This window comes from Clostridium sp. CAG:43, from assembly GCF_000434655.1.
Lineage (GTDB): Bacteria > Bacillota > Clostridia > Lachnospirales > Lachnospiraceae > Otoolea > Otoolea fessa.
Genome location: NZ_FR895057.1, coordinates 1 through 5,863 on the forward strand (window position 1 = coordinate 1; position 5,863 = coordinate 5,863).

Consider the following 5,863-nt stretch of genomic DNA (forward strand, 5'->3'; position numbering starts at 1 on the left):
ACCTGATCCAGAAGCTGCGCCAGCGGATCCATCGCATTGACCGCCTCTTCATATGTATTCGTCTGTGCCCCAACCTCGATCAACGCCGAGCGCGGGCGTAGATGTAGATTGTAACGAAGCCCCTTTAAATAAATCGTCCGCGTAAACCCAGGATATATCTGATCGGCATTCCACTTCATCTGAAAACTGAACGCCAGATTTTCCTTCCGGCAGGGATTTGCCAGATACTCGATCGGTCCGTCCGGCGTCTCGCTGGTACCGTTGAAAAACATGATCTGTGCCGTTGGTTTCCCTTCTATCTGCGTGACTAGATGCGTCTGCTCGCTGACACCGTCCCGGTGCACATCTAAAATCACCTGAATCGACGGATACTTCTGCAAAAGATTCGTGACACCCTCGCAGGCATATGTATAGGCACGGCTCCGGTCGAGATGCCCCGACTTCATATCATAGGCAGTTGTATCGTGCCAGACCTGATACCCTTTCGCCCGCAGCCGTTTTGCCAGCTCTTCCCCCAGAGACACCACCGCGCCCTTTCCGTCGCTTCCCGCATAATCTCTATAATTTTCCTGCGAATGGGTATGATAAATCAAGATCTGTGGTCCGTCCGCCTCGTCCTTCCTGATTGTCAGATCCATCGACAAAAATGTCTCTGCGTTCATCAGGCTCCGGTCAATCGACGCCGTCGGGTGGATTGTAAAAAAATGCTGGATCAGATAATCATAATCTTCCAGCTTTTTCCGCAAACGCGGGCTGTCCACCAGTGCGGCAGGATTTGCCCTCTCTGTCTTTTCTCCATTCTTTCCAGCACTATACAGCCTCTCTTCGTCTGTCTCTCCGCCGCCCTGTCTCCCACTTCCATGAACAAGCCCGTTCCATTTTCCAAGTAAAGTTCCATCCACCAGCCTACTCCCGGAAAACTGTGCCAGGAAATCCGTATACTCCTGCCGGACTTCCTGTTCTTCCAGATATTTATAATAGGACGGATCGGCTTCTCCCTGCGTCTGTTTCTTCCACCCGGCAAGTCTATGCCTTTTCCCCTCCTCCGAATCTGGTATATCCCGCAAATTAGTCCCCCAGACCGGATACCAGGACCTTACCACCGCATTCTGCACAGCTGTCCAGATGAATGCACGCATCTTCCAGCCGACTGTCAGCAAAAACAGAACCATCAGGAGCCCGGCTGCCCTCTGCCACCACCGCACCGCATTCATCTCCCTTCTTTCCTGTTCTATCCTATGCGGTTAGCAAAGTGTAATTTCCTGTTTGGTTCTGTTTTTCAATCTGGCATTTTTTCAGTGTTATCTTTCTTCCTCCAGCCGTTCCACTGCCCGCCGGATCCCCTCGGCGATTGCAGCGCTCAGCTTGCAGATACGCTCGTCCATGTCCTGCGGGGTCACAAACATCGCTCCAAATTCAGGTTCCAGAAGTTCCCGGATCAGCTCATACTGGCTGTCCGAATCCAGTTCCCGGATGTATTCACCGTACCGGCTGCCCTCTTTTGAAGCGGTTAGTGTCCGCACTAACGCATTGACCGTCCCATGAACAATCGCCGCCGCGCCCACAACCGTCGGAACGCCGATCGCGATTACCGGCACGCCGAGATTTTCCCGCGTCATTCCCCGGCGGTGGTTGCCGACACCAGAACCCGGATGAATTCCTGTATCCGTCAGCTGAATGGTGCTTGCCAGACGGTGGACGTTTCGCGCCGCCAGCGCGTCGACCGCGATCACCAGATCCGGGCGGCTCTCCCGCACGACGCCGCGGACAATTTCTGCCGTCTCCATCCCTGTCTGTGCCATCACCCCTGGATGGATACCGCTGAGAACCGGATGCACCGTCCGCCCCGCTTTCTCAGCCGTATAGAGGTATGTGCCATTTCTTCTGCCTGGCTCCGTCCGCAGATGGCGGTTCATCGAAAGCCCATCCACCACGCGCGGTCCCAGCGAATCCGGCGTCACCTGCCGGTTTCCCAGTCCCGCTACCAGAATCGAAAGTCCGGCCATGGTTGAAGCACAGTTTTTCCGGATCAGGGACGCCAGCTGCCGTCCTAACTCCCCGGCAGCCGCCTCACAGTATGCGTCCTCTGTCTCCGACAGACCCGGATCTTCCATCGTCAGGTAGGTTCCCATCGGCTTTCCCATTGATTCCGCACCTTTTTCGTTCAAAATCGAGACTTCCGTCATCCGGATCGAACTGCCATGACAGCGCCATTCCCGCAGCGCCACACCGCCGATTTCGCCCCCATTCCCCTCAAAACTTTCTCTCTCCTCCAACGCCAGATCCGTCCGATTTTCAAACATGGCTGCTCCTTTCTATTTATTTTCCTCAATTCGTAACTGTTCAGTACCTTCACAGTCACGCGCAAAAATCCATTAAAAATTGCCTACGGCAATGGGATTTTTGCCTGCTGGCCCATGTTTTCGTACGGTCAGCGCAGTAAATGCGCAGACCTACTGAACAGTTACCTCAATTTTTATATTTTCCAGAAATATATGTTTTATTCTCTCAAAAAAACATAACGCAAAAAACTGCGCCACCCAGCCCAGATATTTGACATCGCCCGCAAGGATAAGCGCCGCCTGATATCCGGTCAGATACCGCAGTTTATACGTTTATTTTTCGAATTTTTCTAAAACTCTATTCTATTTCTCGCCGTCCGCACTCTCCACCGGCATCTCTTCCCCCGGATGTTCCACCTTCCAGATCTCCGTTTCCAGATAGTTCCAGATCTCTTCTCTGCCCTGTTTTGTCTCGGCGGAGAACGGAATCATCATCACTTCGGTGCCGACTCCCAGACCTGTTCTGAGAATCTTTAACTGTTTCTGGAGCTGGCTGCGCTTTATCTTGTCAGCCTTGGTCGCAATCAGGATCGGCTGGAAGCCCTGGGAAACGATCCAGTCGTACATGAGTTTGTCGTTTGAAGACGGCTCATGACGGATATCAATCAGCAGGAAGACGCAGCGAAGCATCTGCGATTTGTGCAGATAATTCTCAATCATCTTGCCCCACTTTGCCTTGACCTCGACGCTCGCGCGCGCGTAGCCGTACCCCGGCAGATCGACGTAGTAAAACGCGTCGTTGATATGGTAAAAATTGATCGTCTGGGTCTTGCCCGGCTGCGAGGATGTTCTCGCATAGGATCGGCGGTTCATCAGCGCATTGATCAGGGACGATTTGCCGACGTTTGATTTGCCTGCAAACGCGAATTCCGGCTGTGTATTTGCCGGCAGCTTACTGGTGATACCGCAGACGGTTTCCAGATTTACATCTTTTATAATCATATTTTTTCTCCTACTAAACCGCTATTTCTCCGGTACAAATGCCTCTCGGATGACTTCGTTCATCTCCTTGATGTATACGATCTCCATTCCTTTCGTGATTTCCTTCGAAAGTTCCTCGACATCCGGCTGATTTTTCGCCGGTACCAGTACCTTTTTCACCTGCGCCATGCGGGCTGCGAGCAGTTTTTCTTTCAGACCGCCGATCATCAGCACATGACCGCGCAGCGTTACCTCGCCGGTCATCGCCACACGCGGCAGTACCTTCCGTCCTGTCACCGCCGACAGCATCGCCGTTGCCATCGTGATTCCGGCCGACGGACCATCCTTCGGCACCGCGCCCTCCGGGATATGCAGGTGAATATCGTGTTTCTCGAAATAGTTCTCCTTCACGCCGTAATCAGATGCAATCGAACGCACATAGGTCAGTGCAATCTGCGCCGACTCCTTCATGACATCGCCCATCTGACCCGTCATCTGCAGCACGCCTTTGCCCGGCATGACATTGACCTCGATCTGCAGTGTATCGCCACCGACGCTCGTCCACGCCAGACCGCGCACGATACCGACCTGTGCCTCATTTCCGGCTGCATCGAAGAAGACTTTCTCGCGTCCCAGATAATGATCCAGATTCCGCTCTGTCACGCGGATCGACGTTTTCTTCTTCTCCAGCACCTCTCTGGCTGCCTTGCGGCAGATATCGCCAACCCGGCGCTCCAGATTCCTGACTCCAGCTTCCCTGGTGTAGCTGTGAATCATTTTCTCCAGCGCCGGACCCGTGATATTTAACTGTTCCTTCGAAAGGCCATTCTTCTCCAGCTGTTTCGGAATCAGATAATCTTTTGCAATGTGATATTTTTCATTTTCCGTGTAACTATTGACTTCAATCAGCTCCATACGGTCCAGCAGCGGTCCAGGGATCGTCTGCGTTGTATTCGCCGTCGCGATAAATAATACCTCCGACAGGTCAATCGGGATCTCCACATAATGGTCGCGGAATTTCACATTCTGCTCGCTGTCCAGCACCTCTAAGAGCGCCGAGGATGTATCTCCCTTATAATCGCTGCTGACTTTGTCGATCTCATCCAGCAGCATCAGCGGATTGGCAACCCCTGCCTGCTTGAGCCCTTCCACGATGCGTCCCGGCATCGCGCCGACGTAGGTCTTTCTGTGACCGCGGATCTCCGCCTCGTCGCGCACGCCGCCCAGGCTGATGCGGACATATTTGCGTCCCATCGCCTTCGCAATCGAGCGGGCGATCGAGGTTTTACCGGTTCCAGGCGGTCCCACCAGGCAAAGGATCGGGCTGGTGCCCTTCTTCGTCAGGATGCGGACTGCCAGGTATTCCAGCACGCGCTCTTTGACCTTTTCCAGACCATAATGGTCGGCTTCCAGAATCTCTTCCGCATGCTTCAGGCTCGCGTTATCCTTCGTCATTTTGTTCCACGGCAGTTCCAGCACCGTTTCCAGATATGTCCGGATCACATTCGCATCCTGGCTGCCAGCCGGCATATTCTGGAAACGGTTGATCTCCTTGCGGATCCGCTCCTTTACTTCCACGCTGGCTTTGATCTTCTTCAACTGTTCCTTCATCTCATCCGCATCAGAAACCGGATTTTCCTCTCCCAGCTCCTCCCGGATCACACGCAGCTGCTCCCGCAGAATATAATCACGCTGATTTTTATCCAGCGCCGCCTTTACCTTCGTCTGAAACTCGCGTTTCACGCGGTAAACCTCTAATTCCGTCAGCAGAAGCTGCAGCTCTGTCTCATACATCTCCGTCAGCGTCCGGCATTCCAGCACCGACTGGCGCGCTTCATAGTTCCACGGGAACTGGGCTGATATCTGGTTCATTAATTCGGTCAGATCTGGCTGTGCGATCAACGGACTTAATACTTCACGTCCCGCTGCCACATTTAATTTTCCGTATTCTTCCAGCTTTTCTTTCAGAATCCGGAGCATCGCCTCTTTCTGAATCGTGTCCAGATCGTCCTCGACCGGATCCAGAATCTCCACGATCGCAGTGCAGCATGCCTCGCCCTTCTCCATCTCCAGAAGCTCGGCTTTCTCCTGCCCTTCCACCGTGACGCGCACCATGCCGCCCGGCATCTTGACAAGCTGTTTCACGTAGCCAATCGTTCCTACCTGAAAAATCCCATCAATATCCGGGATCACCTCATCCGGCTGCTTCTGCGTCGCCAGAAATACTCGCTGATCGCCCACCATCGCCTGCTCCACCGCCGCGATGGATTTATCCCGGATGATATCGAAATTTACCGTCATCTGCGGCAGCACGGTCAGTCCGCGCAGCGCGATCATCGGCATTGTCAGTTTCTTATCTTCCATAACACCTTTATCTTTCTTAATCAAATGTATCGTTATTTCCTGTGAAAAGAAAAACAGGGGTCTGCCTATGGCAGTTCGCCATCTCACAGACCCCATTAACAGCCGCCATTCTCAAGCTGCTGCATTTATTTTCCTTTACATTTACGCAATCTCGCCGGTTCTGTCTTTCTTAGAACGTCCTGTAAAAGACTTGCGGGGCACCGTATTGTCGCGATATACCAGCTCCGGCGCACTCT

Annotated in this window: 4 protein-coding genes; all 4 read right to left on the reverse strand. The window is 53.1% G+C overall.

Annotated features, from left to right (window positions below):
* Positions 1 to 1,214 (reverse strand): stage II sporulation protein P (gene spoIIP, locus QVO97_RS04660; RefSeq protein ID WP_288188946.1); only part of this gene is annotated, 1,214 nt, incomplete at its 3' end.
* Between the two features lie 87 nt (positions 1,215 to 1,301).
* Positions 1,302 to 2,303, reverse strand: a complete 1,002-nt coding sequence (gpr, locus tag QVO97_RS04665; RefSeq protein ID WP_022359222.1) for a GPR endopeptidase — start codon at positions 2,301 to 2,303, stop codon at positions 1,302 to 1,304.
* Positions 2,304 to 2,645: 342 nt separating this feature from the next.
* Positions 2,646 to 3,284, reverse strand: coding sequence for a ribosome biogenesis GTP-binding protein YihA/YsxC (yihA, locus tag QVO97_RS04670; RefSeq protein WP_022359223.1), 639 nt, complete (start codon positions 3,282 to 3,284; stop codon positions 2,646 to 2,648).
* Positions 3,285 to 3,305: 21 nt separating this feature from the next.
* The gene (lon, locus tag QVO97_RS04675) at positions 3,306 to 5,627 is read right to left on the reverse strand and encodes an endopeptidase La (RefSeq protein ID WP_288188964.1); all 2,322 of its coding nucleotides are present in this window, start codon (positions 5,625 to 5,627) and stop codon (positions 3,306 to 3,308) included.
* Positions 5,628 to 5,863 lie beyond the last annotated feature (236 nt).

Coding starts and splice junctions, on each gene's coding strand:
- gpr (WP_022359222.1), bottom strand. CDS start 2,303: ATGTTTGAAAATCGGACGGATCTGGCGTTGGAGGAGAGAGAAAGTTTT.
- yihA (WP_022359223.1), bottom strand. CDS start 3,284: ATGATTATAAAAGATGTAAATCTGGAAACCGTCTGCGGTATCACCAGT.
- lon (WP_288188964.1), bottom strand. CDS start 5,627: ATGGAAGATAAGAAACTGACAATGCCGATGATCGCGCTGCGCGGACTG.